General features: G+C 68.6%; 2 protein-coding genes and 1 pseudogene. 1 reads left to right on the top strand and 2 read right to left on the bottom strand.

Translation table 11 applies throughout. The features are described from left to right. The coding region (locus EOA28_RS31695; protein WP_148670979.1) for an FAD-binding oxidoreductase at window positions 1-857 on the top strand (857 nt) is incomplete at its 5' end. A 510-nt stretch (window positions 858-1367) separates the two neighbouring features. On the opposite strand, the gene EOA28_RS31690 is transcribed toward EOA28_RS31695, so the two are convergent. Then, the gene (locus tag EOA28_RS31690) at window positions 1368-2222 is read right to left on the bottom strand and encodes a BA14K family protein (RefSeq protein WP_245463241.1); all 855 of its coding nucleotides are present in this window, start codon (window positions 2220-2222) and stop codon (window positions 1368-1370) included. 126 nt (window positions 2223-2348) lie between these two features. Next, a pseudogene (locus EOA28_RS31685) lies at window positions 2349-2754 on the bottom strand (KamA family radical SAM protein); the annotation flags it as partial.

Genomic DNA, 2754 nt, shown 5'->3' with positions numbered 1-2754 from the left:
TCACAAGGGTGCTCAAGACCAGCGCCGGCTATGATCTAAAACATCTCTTCATTGGCGCGGAGGGCACGCTTGGGATGGTCACGCGCGTGGCGGTGCGGCTCGACCCGGTGGCAGGCGCCAGCGCCACGGCGCTGGTCGGCGTGCCGGATGCGGCAAGCGCCCAGCGCATCGTGCGGCATTTTCTGGGCTCGACCAGCGCGCGGCTCAGCGCCGCCGAGATCCTGTGGCGCAATTTCGCCTCGCTGATGCAGCGGGGGCTGGGCTATGCGCCCGGGCAGCTGCCGCTCGATGCGCCCTGCCTACTGGTGCTGGGGCTCAGCGCGGACAGTGTCGAGGCGGCCAGAGGGGTGTTTGAGGACGGGCTGGCGGCGATCTGGGAAGAGGCCGGCATCATCGACGGGCTGGTCGCGAGCTCCGAGGCGCAAGCCGCCCAGATGTGGCGGCTGCGCGAGGAGACAGTTGAGATCGAGCGCGCGCACCCGATGGCGCCCTCCTTCGACGTGTCGGTGCCGGGCGGCGCGCTGGACGCCTATGTGGCGCGCATCGAGGCCGGGCTGAAGCGGATCGACGCCGCCTACGCGCCCTATGTCTACGGCCATCTCGCCGACGGCAATCTGCACATCTCGATCAATTGCGACGGCCCGCTTCCGCATGAGCGGCACGCGGCGATCGAGGACGTGCTTTACCAGGGCCTGCGCGAAGCCGGCGGCTCGTTCTCGGCCGAGCATGGCGTCGGGCTGGAGAAGCGCGAGGCGTATGAGCGCTACGCCGACCCAGTGAAGCGGGATTTGGCGAAGGCGATCAAGGCGCTGATCGATCCGGGTCATGTGATGAATCCGGGGAAGGTCGTGGGGTGAGATCGGTGGGCTAGCCTTGAGATGCGGGCGGGAGAGCGCCCCCTCTGGCCTGCCGGCTTTCGTCGCTCGAAAGCAATCAGGACAGAGGGGTGTGGCGGAACGCGGCGCTGCCCTCTTTTCTTGGCCCCCACGAATGTGGCCAGGGGATGCACACATCTTCTGTGACGGGCGTGACTGATCAGGCCTCGGCTCGATTGCCAGGTGGTTCCCCCAATCCGTCGCTGCTTCGCAGCGCCACCTTTCCCCTCCTCCGGAGGGAAAGGAAGGGAGCGTTGCTGGACGAGCGTTGACGGCAAAAAGCTTGGCGCCTTCCTCTACCCCGTCGATCGGGGGAGAGGTGGCTCGGCGAAGCCGAAACGGAGAGGGGGAGCGCCGACGTAAGGATGCTGAGCGAGCCCGCCGGCGCCGCAGGCCCCCTCTCCGGCCGCTTCGCGGCCACCGTTCCGGCCACGGGTCTCGCCCGTCGTTCGGACCCCCCGCCGCTGGCGGAGGCGAGGAAAAGCGTTGGCCCTACTCGCACTGGCGGCGCGGGCCGCCGTCGAAGGGTTGGTAGGTGTTGTCGCGCGGATCGTAGGAGCGGTAGCGGCTGAAGCAATAGTCGATATGGTCGGCCGAGACCGGCCGGCTGGAGGCCTGGGCGGCCTCCGCCTCCGGCGACATCTCCTCCGGCGGGCCGCCATAGGTTGTGGCGTAGCCGTCGCCGAACGGGGCATAGCCCTGCATCTCGGCCTGGTCGTCGCTCGTCTCGTTGATCCCGTCGCCGGCCGTGGCGGCCTGCCGGTCGTTCGCGCCCTGATCGCTGGTCTGATCGCTTTGGCCGGTCGAGGCGGTGCGGTCGCCGGGATCGTAATAGGGCGAGATGCAGGGGCGCAGCTCGCCGCTGTAGGAACGGTAGCTGTTTTCGTCCGGGCGGTAGCTGCGGTAGCGCGTCGCGCACCATTGCAGATGGGCGACGGGCAATTGTTGCTGAGCCTGCTGATCGGCCGGCGCCGGCTGCTGGGCCGCGTTGGCGGCCGGCGCGGGCTGGATGGGAGCGGAAACGTCCGGCAATGGCTGCAGCTTCGGCTGTGCGGTCGCCGCCGGCGCCGCGAGCTGGGTGGCGCCAGCCGCCTTGGCTGGTTCGCCCGGGGTCGGCTCGCCGCCCGCCTTGGCGGACGCGGCCTGCTGGGCGGGAATGCGCTCGAGATTCTGCTTCTGCGGATCGACCGGCTGCGCGTCCTTCGTCCAGAGCTCGGAAACGCCGATCGTGGGGGTTGCCTGGCGCACCGGCTTGGCGGCCAGCATCCAGGTGGCGAAGGCAAGCCCGCTGGCGAACACGGCCAAGGTCAGCACGAACCCACCGGCAATTCCCAACAAAGCCTTCACGCGGCGCTCCTTCAGTCCCCGCTCATAGAATGCGGGGCGCGAGATGGAGTTCCTTCTGCTGCGCAATGGGGGCCAAAGTCGGGCGGGCAAGCGCCGTCGCCGGACGCCGGCAAGACAGATACGGCGTCAGTCCTGGCCAACCACTTCCTTGTATTCCCGCACCTTGCCGTCCTGGCCTCTGATCAGCCAGGTGTCACCGTCGCGGCCCTCGATATGGCTCGCCGCCAGCGGCACCTTGCCGCCGCCGTCCGGCAGGTCGATGACATAGGTCGGGATGCAGATGCCGGAGAGCCGCCGGCGCAGTTCCGCCACCAGCGCCTGGCCCTCGGCGATCGTTGTGCGACGGTGCGCCATGCCGCGCGCGAGGTCGCCGTGGTGCAGGTAATAGGGTTTCACGCCGAGACGGTACATCAGCTCGCGGCAGAGCTCCTCCAGCACCTCGACCTTATCGTTGACGCCTTTCAGCAAAACGCTCTGGTTGAGCAGCACGAAACCCGCCTGCCGCATCGCGCGGCAAGCTTCCTCCGTGGCC

This window comes from Mesorhizobium sp. M2A.F.Ca.ET.067.02.1.1 (genome assembly GCF_004023285.1).
In the GTDB taxonomy this organism is placed as follows: Bacteria; Pseudomonadota; Alphaproteobacteria; order Rhizobiales; family Rhizobiaceae; genus Mesorhizobium.
The sequence above is the reverse complement of the archived record's forward strand: the minus strand, read 5'-3'. Positions and strand labels throughout refer to the sequence as shown.